The sequence below is a fragment of the Mycobacteroides sp. CBMA 271 genome, assembly GCF_009729205.1.
GTDB lineage: Bacteria > Actinomycetota > Actinomycetes > Mycobacteriales > Mycobacteriaceae > Mycobacterium.
The window spans coordinates 310557-329578 of the sequence record NZ_VTHB01000003.1; the positions used below are offsets into that span (position 1 = coordinate 310557).

The window sequence follows — 19022 nt, forward strand, 5'->3', positions numbered from 1 at the left end:
GGCTCGGCGCCCCTCACCACACCAACGGCACCGGGAGGCTGGGCACTTTCTTCGCGCGTCGGTGGCGTGTCAGGTGACTGGATAGCAGTCCGACGGGGTTGACTCGGGTCATGACAGTGGGGGCTGGGCGTGATTGACAGACGAAATTTCATGGCTGCCACGGTGGTAGCGGCCGTAGGCGCGGCGGCCGCCTGTGCGGCGCCTGCGGCGTCGGTTTCCTCCGCCGAAGACGATGTGTACTTCATGTCGCTTCTCGATGTCGCGAAGGAGATTCAGCACGGTCGTATCTCGCCGACAGAACTCACCAGCGCCATGCTGGACCGAATCTCCCGGCTGCAGCCGCGATTGCATGCCTACGTGACTGTCACCGAAGACCTCGCCATGCGCCAGGCCGCGCAGGCTGAGCAGGAGATCCGTCAGGGTCGCTATCGTGGGCCGCTTCATGGAATGCCGATAGCGGTCAAAGATCTGATCCGTACGCGGGATGTCCGTACCACCGCAGGGATGTCGATTTATGCTCACTACACACCGGATTACGACGCAACGGTTGTCGAGCGATTGCGGCAGGCCGGTGCGGTTCTATTGGGCAAGCTTGCGCTGACCGAGGGTGCCTCCGGAGAGCACCACCCCAGCGTGGTCGCACCGGTCAATCCATGGAACCCGGTGCATTGGGCTGGGGCGTCGTCGAGCGGTTCGGGGGTGGCGACCGCTGCAGGTTTGTGTTTCGCGGCCTTGGGTAGCGACACCACCGGATCGATTCGCTACCCAGCGGCCGCTAACGGGCTGACGGGTCTCAAGCCGACCTGGGGAAGAGTCAGCCGGTATGGGGTATTTCCCTTGGCGGAGAGCCTCGATCACGTCGGACCGATGACGAGGTCGGCGGTCGATGCGGGCGTTGTCTTATCGGCCATAGCGGGACGTGACCCCAACGACCCCACCACACTCGCGGCGGGTGTGCCCGATTACCTGGCCGCTACCGGGGCGCGAATCGACGGACTGGTGATCGGTTTCGACCCGGCTTACAACGATGCCGGTGCGGACGAGGAGACCGTGGCCATGATCCGAGCGGCTCGGAGCACCCTCGAATCGTTGGGCGCGGAATTCAAGGAAGTCACCGTTCCGGATCCGAGTGAACTCATCACTACGGGGATCGCATCATGCGCCTCCGAGGCGGCCCTTGCGCACGAGACGACGTATCCCGCTCGCGCTGCTGAATATGGCTCTCTGGCCAAGCTTTTAGATCTGGGCAGAGCGGCGACCGGTGTGCAAGTCATGAAGGCTCAGCATGCTCGCTTGAGATTTGCCGGTGGGCTTGATGCGTTGTTCGGAGATATCGATGTGCTTCTCACACCGACGCAGCCACCGTCGAACCTCACGATTGATCGCATCAAGCAACTGTGGGCAACCCCGGAGGGGACTGCGCTGATGTGGCGATTCACCGAACCCTTCAACATGTCCGGGAGTCCCACGATCACCTTGCCCGGCGGATCTACTTCGGGCGGCCTACCGCTGACATTCCAACTTGTGGCCCGCCATCTCGATGAAAGTATCTTGATCAGAACAGGTTACGCATACCAGCAGGTCACCGACTGGCATCGCAGACATCCTCCGGTGTAGCACTCACCACACCAGAGGCACCAGCCGGCTGCGCACCTTCTCGGTGTACTCGTCATACCCCTGCAGCTCGTGGCGCAGCATTTTCTCCTCGTCCACGATCCGCACCACCAGTGACCCGGCCGCTGGGATGACCGCGAGCAGACCCCAATAGGAGCCCAGCGCCAACGGCATTCCCACCATCATCACCAGCGAGCCCGTGTACATGGGGTGACGAACCAACCCGTACAGGCCGGTCGAGGTGACGGTCTGTCCGGACTCGACGGTAATGCTCGCCGCGGCATAGTTGTTCTGGGCCACCACCAGCGTGGCGGCGCCCAGTCCGAGGATCACCATCACCTCGCCGACTATCACCAGCCAGGTCGGTACATGCGACCAGCCGGAGCTGTGGTCGAACGCGCTCACCACGACGATCGCCAGGAACGAGCTCAGCAGCACCGTGACCGCGAACTTCTGCACGAGGCGAGTTTCTGCGATCGGACCGCCGTGTAAACGTCGCTGCAGCACAGCAGGATTGGTCTTGGCCAGATAGATCGAGGAGACCACGGAGCACGTCGTGAAGATTCCTAGGAAAACCCAGGCCTGCCAATAGTCGAATGTTCCCGCGGGCCAGAACAGCGCCGTGCCGAACACGCCGAGGCCGATGACCCCCGAAACAAAGGCTTGTACACCATTTTTCATGATCTTCCCTTCTCAGATTGCATCTCGACGGCGGTAGATGTTGCCGGCAGCGGCAATGAGCCCGGCACCGATAACCACCAGGACGAACATGGTGAACCACGGATACTCGACGGGCGCGCTGACGCGCATGACAGGAGATAGCTTCACCATCCAGGCCGGGAGCTGCAGTATCCCGGCGTAGAGCATGCCCACGGAGAGCGCCACCGTCAGCCAGCCAATCCAGGTCTGCCGCACCGCAACCGCGACGGCCGCAATGCCGCTGATGACCAACAGTGCCGGAATCTGTGCCAGCCCGGCGAGCGTGAGGCGCCACACCAATTCCGGGTTGTGCAGTGCGGCGGCTGCGCCCAGCCCACCGCCCACACCGGCGATCACCATGAGCAGCACACTGCCCAGCGCCGTCACTCCCACCGCGGATAGCAGCCAGTTCCAGCGTGATACCGCGCGCGCCAGCACGGCCTCGGCGATACCCGACTGTTCGTCCTTGGTGAGCTTCACGATCGCCGACACCACGTACGCGGTGACCGCGATGGCGAGCACCTGGTTGAAGGTGGCGAAGATGCTGTCGAGCCCGTGGGCCTTGAAGGCGCGGGCCAGCAGCGGGTTGGTGTCGATCGAATCCCGCAGACTCTTGGCCATCGAGCCGAATGCCATCCCGCCCAGGAAGACTCCGATACCCCAGCCCGCCAGCAGCCCACGTTGCAGTTGCAGGTTAAGCCCAAATACCGACCTGATCGTGAGGGCATTGGGGTTCTCGCCCCGCGAGGGCAGCACCCCCGCGTCGTACTGGCGATGCCCCTCGAGCACATGCGCGGTCAATATCAGGGCGAGCGTGGTGCCCACCAGCAGCAGGAAGGGCCACCAGCGCAGATCGACGAACGGCCGCATCTGCTGGGCCCAGGCCAACGGGGAGAACCAGCTCAAGGCGCTGCCCTTGTTGTCGATGATGTCGCCGAGTCCACGAACCACGACCGATGCTGCTAGAGCCGCCATGGCGACGCCACTGGCAGCTCGGGAGGTACGCCACAGCTGCGATGTGACGGCTGATATCCCGGCGAAAATCATGGAGGCTCCGGTGATTCCGAAACTGATCCCGAGGCTGTCGGCGACATCGAACCCGGCCGCGGACAACGCGAGCGTCATCGCGACGGCCAGGACCGCATTCATCAGGCCCACCACGATGAGCGCCGCGTAGGTGCGTGTCTGGTGCCCGACCACCGCCGACATCACCAGCTCGGCAGCGCCGGATTCCTCCTCGGCGCGGGTGTGCCGGATGACCGTCAGGATGGACATGATGGCGGCTGCGGCGATCATGACGGTCATCAGCTCGCTGGCCACCATGACGCCGATATCGGTCTCGTTGATCCCAAAGTTTGGTCCGCCCATGATGATTCCGGCGGGCGTCTTCATCATGGTGACCCGCGCCATGCGTTCGGTGCTCGTCGGATACATCGACTTGAACGCCAGCGGGGTGTACGTCATCAGCAGGGTCAGCCAGCCCACCCACATACAGATCCGGAATCTGTCGCGGCGTAGCGCCAGCGCGATCAAGGTGCCGAGGCCGGTCAACGGATGCCTCGGGGTGCCGTCCGAAATCGGATGTCGGATGGGGAGGGTCGCGTAGTCGGTCGTCACTGGTTCACGCCCTGATACTCGCGCATGAAGAGTTCTTCCAGCGACGCCGGCGCCACCGCGAGGTCGATAATCCCGAGGCTTGCCAGTTGTTCCATGGTGCGGTCCAGGTCGCTGCGCTCCACCGTGAAGGAGGCTCGATTGCCGCCGATAGTGAGGTCCCGCAACTGTGGAATGGACTTGAGCCCTGAGGGACTGGCCAGGGTGCGGACCGTGACCGATGTCCGCATCACGTGGCGCAGCTCGGCCAGCGAGCCGGAGAGCACCGTACGCCCGTCTCGCACGATGGTGACTCGGTGGCACAGCTTTTCCACCTCGGCCAGGATGTGGCTGGATAGCAGTACCGCACAGCCGCGCGCGGCCACCTCGGCCACGCACTGCTGGAACACCGTCTCCATCAAGGGATCTAGTCCCGATGTCGGCTCGTCGAGGATAAATAGCTCGGCATCGGAGCAGAACGCGGCAATGAGTGCGACCTTCTGCCTGTTCCCCTTGGAATAGGTGCGTGCCTTCTTGGACGGGTCGAGTTCGAAACGCTCAATGAGCTCGTCGCGCCGTGGCGGTGAAATATGCGCGGCGCCACGCATTCTGGTAAGGAAGTCGATCGCCTGCCCGCCGGTGAGATTCGGCCACAACGTGACGTCGCCGGGGACGTACGCGATGAGTCGATGCAGATCCACCGCGTCGACCCACGGGTCGCCGCCGAGAAGCTGCACGGTGCCGGCATCGGCGCGCAGCAGCCCGAGAAGCACCCGGATGGTGGTGGATTTTCCCGCGCCGTTGGGCCCGAGGAACCCAGCCACCTCACCGTGCGCGACAGACAGATCGAGCCCGTCGAGGGCCTTGGTCTTGCCGAAAGACTTCGTCAGGCCGCGAATTTCGACCGCATGGTTCGGGAACGTCACTTCGTATCTCCTTCGTTGGCAGAGTCTTTCTGTTGTGCGGCAAAGGCATCGAGCATGGTGGAGTCGGTCAACAGGCCTTCGGTGTAGATCTCGATTGCGGGGAAGATCAGTTCATCGGAGTAACGACGCAATACCGTGCGCAGGTCTTCGTCGGGGTGCATCTGTACGTAGATGGTCAGCGCGCCCAGGCCGTTCAATGACAACCACAGCGCCCGGCCCTTGGGGTTCCGGCTCGGCTTGATGGTGCCGGCGCGTATCCCGTCTTCGAGGTATTGCTCGGCGTCGGCGATGGAACGCTGGAGGAATGCGCGTCCCGGTTCCCCGCCCGACCGCACGCTGTGCAGCAGGTACCTGACCATCGGCGCGAACGATTCGATCTCGTCGAGGGCATCGAGCCAGACCCTGGGGTCATTGGAGGTGATGGTCCGCGATTTCTCCGAGCGGATGTACTCCAGAAGGTACTGGTCCACGGCCTCCCGCAGGCCGTCCTTGGATCCGTAATGGTGGATCACCAACCCGGGACTAACCCCGGCCGCATCGGCGATGGCCCGCACGCTGGCACCGAACCCTTGCTCGCCCCACAGCCTGATAGCGGCATCGCGGATCCGGGCGGCGGCGGTGAGGTCCTCGACTGAACGCATGTTTAGTAGACTAAACGGGCGTTCAGTCGAGCGTCAAGCATCCCGCGCCGAGTGTGAGTGCCAGGGCGATAAAAACGCCGAATGTGAGCAGTAGCGCTCACACTCGGCGGGGTGGTGACCGCGGAGAACTAGTCGCGGGTGGCGGCGAGCAGGCCACCGCCCAGAGGAATCAGCACCGCAGTAAACCGGCCGTCATCGGCGATGATGCGGGCCGCCTCACGGACTCCGATCACATCGGGATCGTTGGCCGAAGGATCTCCGGCGCGCCCACCGGCGGACGCTCCGTGGATGACGACAGCCCCGCCCGGACGCAGCAGTCGAATTCCGCCGGCCAGGAATTCGGGCTGATCGGCCGGCGCGGCATCGATCACGAGCAGGTCGTAGGACTCGTCGGCTAGCCGTGGCAGCACCTCTTGGGCGCGTCCGCCGATCAGCCGGGTGCGCGAGGGTGCGATGGATGCTTCCGAGAACGCCTGCTTGGCGCTGCGCTGGTGCTCAGGCTCCAGGTCAATGGTGGTCAGTACGCCGTCTTCGCGCATTCCTGAAAGCAGCCACAGTCCGCTGACTCCCGCGCCGGTGCCGACCTCGACGACGGCCTTGCCGCCGGACAGTCGCGCGAACACACTCAGCAGGGCGCCCACCGCGGGGGTTACCGGGTCCGCGCCCAGGTCAACGGCGCGTTCACGGGCGCCGGCAACAATGTCATCTTCGGAAATGGCGCCCTCGGCGTGGCTGACCATCGCCTCGACGGGGGATCGATCTGCGCTGGTGGTCACGATTCGATCCTGTCGAGCGGGAGTGGATCTGTCCTGCGACACGCCGAACTCCCGACCGATCGGCGGGTTTTCTTGCTGCGGATCCCCTGGTGAGATCGGATCGAGACCGCATTCTCAGGAAGAGTTAAGTTTGCTCATAAGTGCCCCACACCTCGGTGGTAGAGGGTCAGTACATGTCGCGATCGACCTTGAACCACAGCCGGAGTGCCCCGCGCCAAGCTGGGAATAACAGCGATGGCATCCGGGTTGAGCGAGCTGACAGTCTCAGCATCGAGACCGCCACCGTCGAACAGGAGGAACACGCGATTTCGCTTACGCGCATCAGCGAGCCAGCCGAATACAGCGACTTTGTTGAGGTCGCCGATCCCGATGAGCTGTCCGGGACCGCAGTATTCGATGCCACCGGAGACCAGGCTGCAATGCCGTCCTGGGATGAACTGGTTCGTGAGCATGCCGACCGCGTGTACCGCCTGGCCTACCGTCTCGCCGGCAACCAGCAGGATGCCGAGGACCTGACGCAGGACACCTTCATCAGGGTTTTCCGCTCGCTGCAGAACTACCAGCCCGGCACGTTTGAGGGATGGCTGCACCGCATCACCACCAATTTGTTCCTCGACATGGTGCGCCGCCGTGGACGCATTCGCATGGAGGCCTTGCCTGAGGACTACGACCGCGTCCCGGCAACCGACCCGGACCCGGAGCAGATCTACCACGACGCCCAGCTGGGCGCCGACCTGCAGGCCGCGCTGGACTCGCTCGCGCCGGAGTTCCGTGCCGCCGTGGTGCTGTGCGATATCGAAGGTTTGTCCTATGAGGAAATCGGCGCCACGTTGGACGTGAAGCTTGGTACGGTCCGTAGCCGCATCCACCGCGGCCGGCAGGCAATCCGTGAGTACCTGGCCGCACGTTCGGCGACCGCGCTCGCGGTTGCCGAATAGCACGCGACACCATTGGTGCAGGTTGGTACGCAATGAGTACATTCGCGCGCTACATTCGAGGTAGGTCGGGACGAGTCCGCCGGCCGATCCGGATGGAAGGGAGCGTCGCCGTGGTGGATGGTGGTTCGTTCCGCCGGGCGTTCTCGAGCTTCTCTTCGTTTTCGCGACTGCCGTCGCCCTTCGCCTCGCAGAGTGAGGCTCCGGTGGGCGCTCCACGACAGTTCGGGTCCACCGAACATCTGTCGACCGAGGCGATAGCGGCGTTCGTCGACGGCGAGCTGCGGATGAGCGCGCACCTGCGGGCGGCACACCACCTGTCGATGTGCCCGGAATGCGTACTGGAAATCGACGCCCAGCGCCAAGCACGCAGCGCTCTGCGCGATTCCGGGACGATCCGGGTGCCGGGTTCGTTGCTTGGGTTGCTCAGCCAGATTCCGCACATCCCGCATGAGGCGGCGTCGTCGTCCGCACCTGACGGCGACTTGCCGTCAGCATTTGGCGATGACGCGGTGCGGCCAGATAGCCGCGCACGCCGTAAGCGCCGGTAGGGTAGGCCGGTGACCGCAAATCAGGACACCGCGCAGCGGTTGGCGCCGCGCCCGGTTGACCGGCCGGCCGTTGATCCCGCTTCGCAGCGGGCGTTCGGTCGTCCTTCGGGGGTAGACGGTTCGTTCCAGGGGCTGGACAAGTACCGCGACCAGGGGGAGTACACGCCGAAGGTCGGGCCGCCCGACCCGGTGTTGGCGCAGGCTTTTTCACGGCCGGATAACTCCAATACTTCGTTGCAACGCCATCCCGCAGACGCCGGCAAGCTCAACGCCGTTGACGAGGGCCCGGATGCCGCCGAGGATCCGTGGCGCGACCCGACCGCACAGGTCGGGCTCGGTACGCCCGCCGTCGCCAAGGCGCCGGTCGCAGTCTCCGGTGCGCCGGCCCCGAAGTTGGGTGTGCGCGAAGTCCTGTTCGGTGGTCGGGTTTCGGTAACCGCGCTCGCGGTCCTTGCGGTGATTGCGCTGCTGATCGGCCTGCTCGGCGGCATCATCGGCCGTAAAACGGCCGAGGTGGTTCAGGCCTTCACCACCTCGAAGGTCACGCTGACAACTGATGACAGCACGCAGCCCGATGTGTCTCGCTTCACCGCGGTCGCCAATGCGGTCAAGGGTGCAGTGGTGACCATCGAGGCCAGCTCGGATGATGAGGTGGCCCAGGGCTCGGGAGTCGTCATCGATCCCAAGGGCTATGTCGTCACCAACAACCACGTCATCTCCGATGCTGCCAAGAACCCCGGCAAGTTCAAGATCGAAGTCATCTTCAACGACAGCAAGAAGGTGCCCGCCAACCTCGTAGGACGGGACCCGAAGACCGACATTGCGGTGTTGAAGGTGGACAACGTCGATAACTTGACGGTGGCGCGGTTGGGTGATTCCGACAAGGTCGAGGTGGGCGCCGAGGTTATCGCGTTCGGTTCCCCGCTGGGTCTGCGTAGCACCGTGACCAGTGGCATCATCAGTGCATTGCACCGCCCGGTGCCGCTGTCGGGTGAGGGTAGTGACACCGACACGGTGATCGACGCGCTGCAGACGGATGCCGCTATCAACCACGGCAACTCGGGTGGTCCGCTCATCGACATGAAGTCCCAGGTGATCGGCATCAACACCGCCGGAAAATCGTTGAGCGACAGCTCAAGTGGTCTCGGCTTTGCGATCCCGATCAATGAAGCGGCCGAGGTCGCGCAGACACTGATCCGCGACGGCAAGGTTGTGCATGCGACGTTGGGTATCAGCGCTCGCACGGTCAGTAACGCGACCGCGACGGGCGCCGAGGTGGCGAACGTCAAGGCCGGCAGCCCCGCGGAGAAGGGCGGCATGCTCGAGAACGACGTGGTCGTGAAGGTCGGTAACCGAACCGTGGCCGATGGAGACGAGTTCGCGGTCGCGGTGCGGCAGTTGAAGATTGGGCAGGAAGCCACCATCACGGTGCTGCGCCAGGGTCGCCCGGTCGAGCTCAAAGTCACTCCCGGCCCCGACACCCCCTGATGTTCGGCAGTATCGGCTGGGGCGAGCTCTTAGTTCTGCTGGTCGTTGGGCTTGTGGTGCTTGGCCCGGAGCGGTTGCCCGGGGCTATCCGTTGGACCACCGAATCGCTGCGCAAGGCGCGCGATTATGCGACCGGTGCGACGGCTTCCCTGCGCGAAGAGCTGGGCCCGGAATTCGACGATGTGCGCAAGCCGCTCGCCGAGCTGCAGAAGCTGCGCGGCATGACGCCACGCGCTGTTATCACCAAACACCTTCTGGACGGCGATGATTCGGTGCTCGATTCGTTGACCAGGCCGCTCGATGATGTGCGGAAGGCAGTGTCGGAGCCGGCACCCACGCCGGTTGTGAACCCCGAGCTCAAGCAGCCGGGCCCGACACGTTTCGACGCCGACGCGACGTAGTTTGCGCCGAGAGTGCGCTCACGCAGCGAAAAATGCCGAAATGTGTGTGTAGGCGCACACTCGGTGACTTAGTTCCGCCGGGCGGTGTCGATGTTCAACGACATGCCCGCCAGTCCGCGGCTGCGTGTCGAGAGTCTGTCCGCCACTGTCCGAAGGGCTTGGCCCGCAGCCGAATCCGGCTGGCTGAGCACGATCGGCAGCCCGTCGTCGCCACCCTCACGCACCGCGGGGTCGAGCGGGATCTGGCCGAGTAGCGGCACATTCGTACCCACTAGCCGGGTCAGACTCTCGGCGACCGCCTCGCCGCCACCGGACCCGAAGACCTCCATGCGGGAACCGTCGGGCAAGACCAGCCAGGACATGTTCTCGACTACGCCGACGATGCGCTGACGGGTTTGGGTCGCGATCGCGCCCGCCCGCTCGGCCACCTCGGCGGCGGCCTGCTGCGGCGTTGTCACAACCAGGATCTCGGCACCCGGAATGAGCTGCGCCACCGAGATCGCCACGTCTCCGGTGCCCGGCGGCAGATCCAGCAGCAGTACGTCCAGATCTCCCCAGAACACGTCGGCCAGGAACTGCTGCAGGGCCCGGTGCAGCATCGGCCCGCGCCACACCACCGGGGTGTTGCCCTGGGTGAACTGCGCGATCGAGATGACCTTCACGTCATGGGCCACCGGCGGCAGAATCATCCGCTCCACCTGAGTGGGGCGGTCCGAAGTACCCATCATGCGCGGCACCGAGTGGCCGTAGATGTCGGCATCGAGCAACCCGACGGACAGGCCCTTGGCTGCCATTGCCGCCGCGAGGTTGACGGTGACACTGGACTTTCCGACGCCGCCCTTGCCGGATGCCACCGCATACACGCGGGTCAGCGAGCCCGGCTGGGCGAACGGGATGACCGGCTCGGGGCTATCGCCGCGCAGCTGCTTGCGCAACTCGGTGCGCTGCTCGTCGTTCATGACGTCGAGCTGCACCCGCACGGTGCCGACGCCGTCGACGTCGGCAGCGGCCTGGGTGACGCGCTCGGAGATCTCGGTCTTCTTCGGACACGCGGAGGTCGTGAGGTAGATCCCGATCTCGACATTGTGGGCGTCGTCGAACGTGATGTTCTTGACCATCCCCAGTTCCGTGATGGGACGGCGAAGTTCGGGGTCGATAACCCCGGCGAGTGCGCTGCGCACGGCCGTGGTGAGCTCGGATGTCACTACCCGAGTCTAGGGCGTGCCGATCAGGGCTTTGGCGCTGCCGGTGCAGGCGCGGGTCCGGGGGCAGGCCCCGGTGCCGGTCCGAGCTCCACCGGCGGTGGCGGCGGGGCGAACGGATTGAACGGCTGCGGAGCCGGCGCGAACGGGTTGAAGGGTTCGGCCGGGGGCGGCGGCGCCATCGGTGCGACAGGCTCGGCCGGCGCTGGCGGCGCGCAGAAGAACATGCAGTTCGACGGGGGTGCCTCGGGGGCCGGGGCAACGACTCCTGGAGGCCCCACGACGGGTGTCAGCGGATTGCCGAGCCGTAGCTGAGCCAGCGGGTCTTCGGGGGAGAGGCTGGCGACATCGGTGGCCGAGCCCGGCCCGAGGCCGCGGGACTCGCCATCGCCGAGGTGGGCTTTGCGATCGGGTGAGACATCGGCGGCGGTCAGGGCCGGCAGGTTGAGCGGGATGACCCCGGTGGCGTAACCGGCCGCCCAGGCGAGCACGTTCTGCGCATAGGCCACCGAGTTGTTGTAGCGCAGGATGGACGACATCACCTGCGAGTGATCCCGCAAATTTAATCCGCCGCTGCATAAGTAGCGAGCCGCGGCGAGGCTGGCGTCGAAGATGTTCTGCGGGTCGGCCTTGCCGTCACCGTCGCCGTCGGAGGCGTAGTGGTTCCAGGTACTCGGCAGGAACTGCATAGGTCCCATGGCGCGGACGAACACCCGCGAGCCCTGGGTGCGGCTCTGCTCGTGGTCGACGATGACCTCGTTGCCCGGGAGGGTGCCGTCGAGACTCGGGCCGTAGATGGGGCGGACCACGCGGCCCTTGATATCGGTGGCGCCGTTGTTGGCGTGGCCCGATTCGATCCGGCCGATGCCTGCCAGCAGATTCCAGCTGACCCCGCAGCCCGGCGCGGCCTTGGCCATCATCTTTTCGGCGTTCTGATAGGCGTCCAGGGCGATCTTCGGGATGCCGAGGCCCCCAGGGGCCATCGCAAGTCCCGGCGGTGGCGGTGCGACCGCAGCGCTCGGTGCGACGCGGTATTGCATCGGCGGGCGGTTCACGGTCACCAGATTCAGTGGTCCAGTTTCAGCCGTTTGCGCCACGGCCGCGGAGGCCATCGGAACCGGGACGGGCACGACGGCCTGACCGCTGACCTGTGCGCTGCTGGCGGCCACGGCCGAGCCGACGATCACCAGGGCGCCGAGCCCGCCGACCCGAAGCCAGGGCACGGGGGCGTTGGTGACGCGGTGGACCGCATCGCGGGCATGGTTCACCGATGCCGCAATCCAACTCGGAAGCTCCACTCGGTCCCTTCCTCTGGGCCCCTATTTCTCGGGCCCCTGCCGTACATCGGGGTCATCCGTCGGCCGCCATTATGGCCCAAATTCTGACCTATGCGCCCGTGACGGGTGTGACCGATGTGAACCGGAGCAACCATACCGGCGCGGTGACGGTCGGGTTGCAAAACGGGCAAACCCCAACGAATCTCGGGTCTCCGTCGAATCCGGGCTGAGTATGGCGGGTTCGGTCCGCGGCGTGCGGCGGAAAATGGGCGAGTGGCTATCTCCGGCGGGCCAATGCCATTAAACTGACTTACGGTCAGTGTCTGGACGTAAACATAATGAGTTGATAGCGTTGCAGCATGACCGCTTCACCAGACGTTGCCGTCCATTGGGAACTTGGTTCGGACCGCCCCCGCGAGGATTACGGCTTCTTCGGGCCCGACTCTCCGACATGGAAGGTGTGGACCAGCCCTACCGCATTGATTGGGTTTCAGCGCTCGGTGGTCCTGGAGCATTTCGACCCGCACCTGGCCGCGGCCGTCGCCGATACGGCGGGTATCTACCGTGATCCGCGCGGACGGATGGACGGGACCCTCGCCTACTTCCTCATCGTCGCGACGGCCGATTCACGGACCGCCGTGGAGGCCTCCGAGCACCTGCAGAAGGTGCACGCGCGCGCCAAGGGCATCGACCCCGTCACCGGGACCCGGTACAGCGCCAACGATCCCGCCTCGCAGCTCTGGATTCATGTGACCGGTTGGCACTCGGTCCTCAAGTGCTACGAGATGTTTGGTGCCGGGCCGTTGAGCCAGGCCGAGGAGAACCGCTACTGGTCCGAGTGCGTGGTTGCCGCCGAGCTGCAGACCGTCAACCCGGCCGACGTGCCGCGATCCCGCGACGAGGTACGCCAGTACTTCGCCGAGATGCGCCCCAAGCTGTGCACCTCGGAACGGGCGCAGGCGGCCATGCATTACCTGCTGCGCACTCCCCGCTCGAGCAGCAATACGAGGTTTTGGGCGGCTAGCCGACTGATGGCTCCGGCGACGATTACGACGCTGCCACGCTGGATGCGGGAGCTGGGGCAATTCGATCAGCCCGGAATTGTCGACCTGGTTTACCGGCCGTTGGTATCGGCCGCGATGGCCATCGCCAGCGTTCCGACGGTCGAGGATTCGATTGCCCGGTTCGCGAGACTGCCGATGACAGCGACAACGCTGCGCGACTTCCACAAGGCCAAGACCCCGCTGCGGCCCGTGACCGTGACGCCGGCCGAAGGGAAGGAGCGTTACGGGAGGCGAGCCACCGCCTAGGGCGGCGCTTACTCTGGCTAGCTGTGACCTATCGCCTGTACCGTCCACGTCGGACCACGCTGGCCGTTCCCGGCAGCAGCCAGAAGATGATCGACAAGGCGAAAACCCTTCCCGCGGACGAGATCTTTCTCGACCTGGAGGATGCGGTCGCGGCCCCCGCGAAACTAGAGGCGCGTCAGCGCATTGCGGACGCCCTGAACGCGCCCGGATGGTCGGGGCAGCTGCGCTCGGTGCGTGTCAACGACTGGTCCACCGAATGGACCTATGGCGATGTGGTGGACGTGGTCTCTCAAGCAGGAGCCCACATCGACAACATTCTGCTGCCCAAGGTTGTGGACGCCTCACATGTGACGGCGCTGGATCTGCTGCTGACTCAGGTCGAGCGCTCGCACGGACTCGAGGTGGGCGCGATCGGTATCCAAGCGCAGATCGAGAATGCCGAGGGCCTCACCAACATCGATGCCATCGCATCCGCCAGCCCGCGCGTGCAGTCGTTGGTGTTCGGTCCCGCCGACTTCATGGCCAGCCTTGGCATGCGCACGCTGGTGGTCGGGGAGCAGCCACCCGGCTACGACGGCGAGGCGTATCACCACGTGCTGATGACGATCCTGGTGTCCGCTCGTGCCCACGGAATCGACGCCATCGACGGTCCCTATCTCAAGGTGCGCGATGTCGACGCGTTCCGGGTGGCGGCGAACCGTTCGGCCGCACTGGGTTTCGACGGGAAATGGGTGCTGCACCCCGCACAGGTCGAGGCCGGTAACGAGATCTTCAGCCCACGTCAGGAGGACTACGACAGGGCTGAGCTCATTCTCGACGCCTATGAGTGGCACACGTCGGTGGCTGGCGGTGCACGCGGTGCGGTGATGCTCGGTGACGAGATGATCGACGAGGCCAGCCGAAAGATGGCGCTGGTGATCGCGGGCAAGGGGCGTGCCGCGGGGCTGGCGCGGCAGGCGCCCCCGTTCGCACCGCCGACGGGCTAGAAGGAGCCCGAGGTGTCGCCGCTGTTGGAAATGCCGATGACCATGATCAGCAGCCAGAACAGTATGAGTGCGGCGCCGATGACGATGCCCGTGATGGCCAGCCCCTTGCCCTCCTGTTGTGAGGTCTTGAGCTGGCCCAGTGCGATGAAGCCCATGATGACGCCGGCAATGGATCCGAGGCCGCAGGTGAAGATGCCCAGGATCGATGCGACGAGCGATGCGATGGCCAGCCCGTTGGTGCCGCTCGTCTGCCCGTATCCGCTGTACCCGTAGGGATCGGCGTAGCCGGGCGCTGGATATCCCGGATAGCCGCCAGCAACGGGGTATCCCTGCGGCGGGGGGTAGGCGCCCTGTTGTCCCGGTGGGTACGAGGGATAGCCCTGGCCGTATTGGGGATACGACGGAGGAGCCGTCGGATATGTGGGAGGTGCCGTCGGATACGCGGGGTAGATCGGAGGAGCTCCTGGCGTCTCCCACGCGGGAGGGAGATTCGGCGGCACCGGGTTGGCCGAGGAGGCGGCATCGGCAGGCGGCGTGGACCGCTCCAGGGACGGATACTCGTACCCCGACGAGGCGTCGGATCCGGAGCCTGTCTCGGGGTGGTCGCCGCCCGGGGAAGTCATGGCGCCAACCTAGCGCATCTAGGCTGTTCCTGGCCGCGTCGCCGAGCCGAAAGTCGCAGGTAGCGGCCAAAGGGGCACCATTGGGTGCCGTCCGGCGTTAAATAAGTGCTAGCTCGAGCGTCACCGTGCATCATCAACTTCTCCAGGAGGACTGAACTCGTGGGACAACCGCTCACACCCGGGCAACCAACTCGCTCGACGTCACAGCGATCAGGGTTGTCTTCCGCAATGTCGTTGCCGACACCACCGCAGGGCTGGCCCATCGGTTCGTACCCGACGTACGCCGAGGCTCAGCGCGCCGTTGACTACCTGTCGGATCAGCAATTCCCGGTCGAGAACGTCACGATCGTCGGCGTGAACCTGATGCAGGTCGAGCGGGTGACCGGCCGCTTGTCCTGGCCCAAGGTGCTCGGTGGGGGCATGCTCAGCGGAGCGTGGCTGGGGCTGTTCATCGGCCTGGTACTGGGGATGTTCAGCACAAATCTGGCCGGCTCGCTCGTCGTGGGGCTCACGGTCGGGTTGGTGTTCGGATTGGTCACCGCCGCCGTGCCCTACGCGATGACAAGGGGTACAAGGGATTTCGCATCGACCATGCAGCTGGTTGCCGGACGGTACGACGTGCTGTGCGAGCCGGCGCAGGCCGAGGCCGCGCGCGACATGTTGGCCAAGCTAGCTATCTAGTCCGCAGCGGTTCGGGGCCGTATGGCGCTGGCCTGCGATGTTGCCGAGGCGCTCGACAGTGCGACGCACGCACCGAACGTGTTGCATGTCACCTGGTTTTAGCTCTACGGTTGCCGCGCGGGACGATGACGCCCGTCGTGCTCGCACGCAGGTGTGCCAGGCACGTCAACGGACCAGGAGGCGGTCGTGCTGGAGTCGTCGGCCGGATGGTTCCGACGTAAGGGTGTGGCGCTGGGCGTTACTTGCCTGACGCTGGCCGCGCTGACGGGATGTGCCCGCTCGGACGACGACATCGTCATCCGTTTCTACACACCGGCCAGCGAGGCCGGAACCTTTACGGCTGCCGCGCAGCGATGCAATGCGCAATTGGGTGGCCGGTTCACCATCAGGCAGGTAAGCCTGCCGAAGCGGGCCGACGAGCAGCGGTTGCAGCTGGCCCGGCGATTGACCGGCAATGATCGCACGTTGGACCTGATGGGCATGGACGTGGTGTGGACCGCGGAGTTCGCCGAAGCAGGTTGGGCGCTGCCGCTTTCCGATGACCCGGCGGGCGTGACCGAGTCCAACGCGCAGCGTGACACCCTGGCCGGTCCGTTGGCGAGTGCCCGGTGGAAGGACAAGCTGTACGCCGCCCCGTTGAGCACCAACACGCAACTGCTCTGGTACCGCAAGGATCTGATACCGGAGCCGCCGGCGACGTGGGATCAGACTGTGCAGGAGGCGGAAGGACTTGCGCGTTCGGGCGGACCCAGTTGGATTGCGCTACAGGGCAAGCAGTACGAGGGCCTGGTAGTGCTGTTCAACACCCTGCTGACCAGCGCCGGTGGCTCCGTCCTGGCCGATGACGGTAAGACCGTCACGCTGACCGACACTCCGGAGCACCGTGCCGCGACCGTCACTGCGTTGCGGATCATCAAATCGATTGCGACCGCCGATGGTGCCGACCCTTCGATCACCCAGACCGATGAGGGCACAGCGCGTTTGGCGCTCGAACGGGGCGATGCGGCGTTCGAGGTCAACTGGCCGTTCGTCATGGCCAGCATGATGGAGAACGCCATCAAGGGCGGGGTGCCCTTCCTGCGACTGGACCGACGCCCGGACCTGACCGGTGCGATCGGCGATGCGGGCAGGTTCACGCCGAGCGATGAGCAGTTCACCGCCGCGTATGAGGCGACCGGTGCCGCGCTCGGTTTCGCCCCCTATCCGGCCGTGGTGGCGGGGCGGCCTGCCAGGGTCACCATTGGTGGACTGAACATTGCGGTCGCTAAGACCACGCGGTACAAGGCACAGGCTTTCGAGGCGCTGAACTGCTTGCGCAGTCGGGAGAATCAGAAGGCGACGGCCATCGAGGGCGGATTGCCCGCCGTGGACTCCTCGCTGTACGACGATCCCGAGTTCCAGGCCAAGTACCCCGCGTACGCCATCATTCGTGAGCAGCTGGCCAACGCCGCGGTGCGTCCGGCGTCGCCTTACTACCAAGCCATCTCGACGCGGGTCTCGGCCGTGCTGGCTCCGATCACCGCGATCGATCCCGAGCGCACCGCCGACCTGCTCACCGATCAGGTGCAGAAGGCCGTCGACGGACGGGGGCTGATTCCATGACAGTTTCCGAGGGTAAGAAGTCCGAGCGCAGGCTGGGCCTGCTGCTCATTGCGCCGGCCGCAATCTTGATGATCGCGGTCACCGCCTACCCCATCTGCTACGCGGTGTGGCTGAGCGTGCAGAAGTACAGCCTCGCCAGTCCACAGGATCGCCAGTTCGTGTGGTTCGACAACTACGTCACGGTGCTGACCGACAGGTATTGGTGGAGCGCCTTGGTCGTGACGCTGGTAATCACCGTGATTTCGGTGGTCATCGAGTTCGCGCTGGGCCTGGCCCTCGCACTGGTGATGCATCGGACCATCTTCGGTAAGGGCGTGATCCGCACCGCCGTGTTGATCCCGTACGGAATCGTCACGGTGGCAGCCTCGTACAGCTGGTACTACGCGTGGACGCCCGGCACCGGATACCTGGCGAATCTGCTGCCCTCGGGCAGTGCGCCGCTGACACAACAGATCCCGTCACTGGCGGTTGTCATCCTGGCCGAGGTGTGGAAGACCACCCCGTTCATGGCGCTGCTGTTACTGGCCGGACTGGCGTTGGTGCCCGACGATTTGTTGAAGGCGGCCCAGGTCGATGGCGCCAGCGGTTGGAACAGGCTGATCCGCGTCACCCTCCCGATCATGAAACCCGCGATTCTGGTGGCACTGCTGTTTCGCACCTTGGACGCCTTCCGCATCTTCGACAACATTTACGTGCTCACCGGTGGTAGTAACAACACAGGGTCGGTATCGATCTTGGGGTACGACAACTTGTTCAAGGCGTTCAACGTCGGACTTGGCTCGGCGATCAGCGTCCTGATCTTCCTGTGCGTGGCCCTCATTGCGTTCATCTTCATCAAGGGTTTCGGTGCCTCGGCGCCCACGGCTGATGGTGGGGAAAACCGATGACCGCCGCGAATCCCCGCCGGGTTGCGGGATGGGTGATCGCCGACGTACTGGTGCTGTGTTACGCACTGGTGCCGGTGCTGTGGGTGCTCAGTCTTTCGCTCAAGCCCACCTCGACAGTCAAGGACGGCAAATTCATTCCGTGGCCGGTGACCCTGGACAACTACCGGGGCATCTTCAGCGGCAATGTCTTCACATCGGCGCTGGTGAACTCCATCGGCATCGGGCTTATCGCGACGGTGATCGCCGTGGGTGTGGGCACCATGGCGGCTTATGCGGTGGCGCGCCTGGACTTTCCGGGAAAGAAGGCGCTCGTCGGCGCCGCCCTGCTCATTGCGATGTTCCCGCAGATCTCGCTGGTGACACCGATTTTCAACATCGAACGCTCGGTGGGGCTGTTCGACACGTGGCCGGGCCTAATCATCCCGTACATCACCTTCGCGCTGCCGCTGGCCATCTACACGCTGTCCGCGTTCTTCCGTGAGATCCCGTGGGAATTGGAGAAGGCCGCCAAGATGGACGGCGCCACTCCGGCGCAGGCGTTCTGGAAGGTGATCGCCCCGTTGGCCACACCGGGCATTGTCACCTCCGCGATTCTGGTGTTCATCTTCGCGTGGAACGACCTACTGCTGGCGATCTCGCTGACGGCCACGGACCGGTCGATCACCGCGCCGGTGGCCATCGCAAACTTCACCGGCAGTTCGCAGTTCGAGGAGCCCACCGGATCGATTGCCGCGGGCGCCATCGTCATCACGGTGCCGATCATCATCTTTGTGCTGATATTCCAACGACGTATCGTCGCCGGATTGACCTCCGGTGCGGTGAAGGGTTAG

Annotated in this window: 19 protein-coding genes; 11 read left to right on the forward strand and 8 right to left on the reverse strand. The window is 64.9% G+C overall.

What is annotated here, in order from left to right; all coding sequences use genetic code 11:
- Positions 1 to 150: 150 nt before the first annotated feature.
- Positions 151 to 1617 carry an amidase gene (locus FZI91_RS10250; RefSeq protein WP_155938893.1) on the forward strand — a complete coding sequence of 489 codons (1467 nt, stop codon included), beginning with the start codon at positions 151 to 153 and terminating at the stop codon, positions 1615 to 1617.
- Positions 1618 to 1620: 3 nt separating this feature from the next.
- On the opposite strand, the gene FZI91_RS10255 is transcribed toward FZI91_RS10250, so the two are convergent.
- From FZI91_RS10255 to FZI91_RS10275, 5 genes are all read right to left on the reverse strand, one after another.
- Positions 1621 to 2295, reverse strand: a complete 675-nt coding sequence (locus FZI91_RS10255; protein WP_155938894.1) for an isoprenylcysteine carboxylmethyltransferase family protein — start codon at positions 2293 to 2295, stop codon at positions 1621 to 1623.
- A 12-nt stretch (positions 2296 to 2307) separates the two neighbouring features.
- Positions 2308 to 3930 carry an ABC transporter permease gene (locus FZI91_RS10260; RefSeq protein WP_162525790.1) on the reverse strand — a complete coding sequence of 541 codons (1623 nt, stop codon included), beginning with the start codon at positions 3928 to 3930 and terminating at the stop codon, positions 2308 to 2310.
- Positions 3927 to 4832 carry an ABC transporter ATP-binding protein gene (locus tag FZI91_RS10265; RefSeq protein ID WP_162525789.1) on the reverse strand — a complete coding sequence of 302 codons (906 nt, stop codon included), beginning with the start codon at positions 4830 to 4832 and terminating at the stop codon, positions 3927 to 3929. The genes FZI91_RS10260 and FZI91_RS10265 overlap by 4 nt, the downstream gene beginning before the upstream one ends.
- Positions 4829 to 5473 carry a TetR/AcrR family transcriptional regulator gene (locus FZI91_RS10270; RefSeq protein ID WP_155938895.1) on the reverse strand — a complete coding sequence of 215 codons (645 nt, stop codon included), beginning with the start codon at positions 5471 to 5473 and terminating at the stop codon, positions 4829 to 4831. The genes FZI91_RS10265 and FZI91_RS10270 overlap by 4 nt, the downstream gene beginning before the upstream one ends.
- 128 nt (positions 5474 to 5601) lie before the next feature.
- Positions 5602 to 6249, reverse strand: a complete 648-nt coding sequence (locus tag FZI91_RS10275) for an O-methyltransferase (protein WP_162525788.1) — start codon at positions 6247 to 6249, stop codon at positions 5602 to 5604.
- 173 nt (positions 6250 to 6422) lie between these two features.
- Between FZI91_RS10275 and sigE the strand changes: the two genes are divergently transcribed.
- From sigE to tatB, 4 genes are all read left to right on the forward strand, one after another.
- Positions 6423 to 7187 carry an RNA polymerase sigma factor SigE gene (gene sigE, locus FZI91_RS10280; RefSeq protein WP_155938896.1) on the forward strand — a complete coding sequence of 255 codons (765 nt, stop codon included), beginning with the start codon at positions 6423 to 6425 and terminating at the stop codon, positions 7185 to 7187.
- A gap of 110 nt (positions 7188 to 7297) precedes the next feature.
- Entirely contained in the window at positions 7298 to 7735 is a 438-nt protein-coding gene (gene rseA, locus FZI91_RS10285) for an anti-sigma E factor RseA (RefSeq protein WP_166548245.1), read from the forward strand.
- Between the two features lie 9 nt (positions 7736 to 7744).
- Positions 7745 to 9223, forward strand: coding sequence for a S1C family serine protease (locus tag FZI91_RS10290; RefSeq protein WP_162525787.1), 1479 nt, complete (start codon positions 7745 to 7747; stop codon positions 9221 to 9223).
- Positions 9223 to 9624 (forward strand): Sec-independent protein translocase protein TatB, encoded by a 402-nt coding sequence (tatB, locus tag FZI91_RS10295; protein WP_155938897.1) that lies wholly within the window; start codon positions 9223 to 9225, stop codon positions 9622 to 9624. The genes FZI91_RS10290 and tatB overlap by 1 nt, the downstream gene beginning before the upstream one ends.
- Before the next feature lie 68 nt (positions 9625 to 9692).
- On the opposite strand, the gene FZI91_RS10300 is transcribed toward tatB, so the two are convergent.
- Positions 9693 to 10829, reverse strand: coding sequence for an Mrp/NBP35 family ATP-binding protein (locus FZI91_RS10300; RefSeq protein ID WP_309224074.1), 1137 nt, complete (start codon positions 10827 to 10829; stop codon positions 9693 to 9695).
- A gap of 23 nt (positions 10830 to 10852) precedes the next feature.
- Complete coding sequence (locus FZI91_RS10305; RefSeq protein WP_162525786.1) at positions 10853 to 12124, reverse strand: lytic murein transglycosylase; 1272 nt, start codon at positions 12122 to 12124, stop codon at positions 10853 to 10855.
- 338 nt (positions 12125 to 12462) lie between these two features.
- On the opposite strand from FZI91_RS10305, the gene FZI91_RS10310 reads away from it, so the two are divergent.
- Both FZI91_RS10310 and FZI91_RS10315 read left to right on the forward strand, forming a co-directional pair.
- Positions 12463 to 13413 (forward strand): oxygenase MpaB family protein, encoded by a 951-nt coding sequence (locus FZI91_RS10310; RefSeq protein ID WP_155938898.1) that lies wholly within the window; start codon positions 12463 to 12465, stop codon positions 13411 to 13413.
- 23 nt (positions 13414 to 13436) lie between these two features.
- The gene (locus FZI91_RS10315) at positions 13437 to 14399 is read left to right on the forward strand and encodes a CoA ester lyase (protein ID WP_162525785.1); all 963 of its coding nucleotides are present in this window, start codon (positions 13437 to 13439) and stop codon (positions 14397 to 14399) included.
- Here FZI91_RS10315 and FZI91_RS10320 read toward each other — a convergent pair.
- A complete protein-coding gene (locus FZI91_RS10320) occupies positions 14396 to 15022 on the reverse strand; it encodes a DUF4190 domain-containing protein (RefSeq protein ID WP_155938899.1) in 627 nt (208 codons plus the stop codon). The genes FZI91_RS10315 and FZI91_RS10320 overlap by 4 nt on opposite strands.
- Positions 15023 to 15238: 216 nt before the next feature.
- Between FZI91_RS10320 and FZI91_RS10325 the strand changes: the two genes are divergently transcribed.
- From FZI91_RS10325 to FZI91_RS10340, 4 genes are all read left to right on the forward strand, one after another.
- Entirely contained in the window at positions 15239 to 15703 is a 465-nt protein-coding gene (locus tag FZI91_RS10325; protein WP_155938900.1) for a general stress protein, read from the forward strand.
- Positions 15704 to 15889: 186 nt separating this feature from the next.
- A complete protein-coding gene (locus FZI91_RS10330) occupies positions 15890 to 17305 on the forward strand; it encodes an extracellular solute-binding protein (RefSeq protein ID WP_162525783.1) in 1416 nt (471 codons plus the stop codon).
- The gene (locus FZI91_RS10335; RefSeq protein ID WP_155938901.1) at positions 17302 to 18192 is read left to right on the forward strand and encodes a carbohydrate ABC transporter permease; all 891 of its coding nucleotides are present in this window, start codon (positions 17302 to 17304) and stop codon (positions 18190 to 18192) included. The genes FZI91_RS10330 and FZI91_RS10335 overlap by 4 nt, the downstream gene beginning before the upstream one ends.
- Positions 18189 to 19022 carry a carbohydrate ABC transporter permease gene (locus tag FZI91_RS10340; RefSeq protein ID WP_155938902.1) on the forward strand — a complete coding sequence of 278 codons (834 nt, stop codon included), beginning with the start codon at positions 18189 to 18191 and terminating at the stop codon, positions 19020 to 19022. The genes FZI91_RS10335 and FZI91_RS10340 overlap by 4 nt, the downstream gene beginning before the upstream one ends.

Bases quoted from the DNA above. Each gene is read 5' to 3' on its own strand.
- FZI91_RS10250 (WP_155938893.1), top strand. From the start codon at position 151: ATGGCTGCCACGGTGGTAGCGGCCGTAGGCGCGGCGGCCGCCTGTGCG.
- FZI91_RS10255 (WP_155938894.1), bottom strand. From the start codon at position 2,295: ATGAAAAATGGTGTACAAGCCTTTGTTTCGGGGGTCATCGGCCTCGGC.
- FZI91_RS10270 (WP_155938895.1), bottom strand. From the start codon at position 5,473: ATGCGTTCAGTCGAGGACCTCACCGCCGCCGCCCGGATCCGCGATGCC.
- sigE (WP_155938896.1), top strand. From the start codon at position 6,423: ATGTCGCGATCGACCTTGAACCACAGCCGGAGTGCCCCGCGCCAAGCT.
- tatB (WP_155938897.1), top strand. From the start codon at position 9,223: ATGTTCGGCAGTATCGGCTGGGGCGAGCTCTTAGTTCTGCTGGTCGTT.
- FZI91_RS10310 (WP_155938898.1), top strand. From the start codon at position 12,463: ATGACCGCTTCACCAGACGTTGCCGTCCATTGGGAACTTGGTTCGGAC.
- FZI91_RS10320 (WP_155938899.1), bottom strand. From the start codon at position 15,022: ATGACTTCCCCGGGCGGCGACCACCCCGAGACAGGCTCCGGATCCGAC.
- FZI91_RS10335 (WP_155938901.1), top strand. From the start codon at position 17,302: ATGACAGTTTCCGAGGGTAAGAAGTCCGAGCGCAGGCTGGGCCTGCTG.
- FZI91_RS10340 (WP_155938902.1), top strand. From the start codon at position 18,189: ATGACCGCCGCGAATCCCCGCCGGGTTGCGGGATGGGTGATCGCCGAC.